General features: G+C 43.3%; 1 rRNA gene. It reads left to right on the top strand.

Annotated elements, in window-relative coordinates:
* Positions 1 to 380: 380 nt before the first annotated feature.
* Positions 381 to 526: ribosomal RNA gene (locus ACPV3A_RS37785) — 23S ribosomal RNA — on the top strand; the annotation flags it as partial.

Genomic DNA, 526 nt, shown 5'->3' with positions numbered 1-526 from the left:
ATATGACTTCAATGAAGTCACCCTTAAATCAGGTTTAGGCCTGTTACTCACTCGTTGGTCAGTTTTGAGAGTTCAACTCTCAAAACTTGTTGATTCCAGATCTTTCTTGTAGACAAGATCGTGAGGAATTGATAAGATATTCTTCCGGCCGTTAAACAGCCGATTGAATTTGATCCTTGAAAACTAGATAACGAAACGAATTTGCGCAATTAGAAATATCCTTTTAGCTGAACTTGTGTCAAAACAAGTTTAAATAAAACGGTAGCAGCGAAGGTTTTGGGATCATCGATCCTTTGGAAGTTGGTTTCCACCTATTAACTCGTTTAGTAGATCAGGAAACAAACGGACAACAGAGCGATGAGCACAATAACCGGAGCATTGGTTAAGCTACTAAGAGCACACGGAGGATGCCTAGGCGCTAGGAGCCGAAGAAGGACGTGGCGAACAACGATACTGCCTCGGGGAGCTGTAAGCAAGCTTCGATCCGGGGATGTCCGAATGGGGAAACCCAGCTAGTGTAATAGCT

Source organism: Paenibacillus sp. Dod16, assembly GCF_049893405.1.
Taxonomy (GTDB): domain Bacteria; phylum Bacillota; class Bacilli; order Paenibacillales; family Paenibacillaceae; genus Paenibacillus_AQ.
Note: the sequence above shows the minus strand (reverse complement) of the source record. Positions and strands in the feature narration are given on the sequence as shown.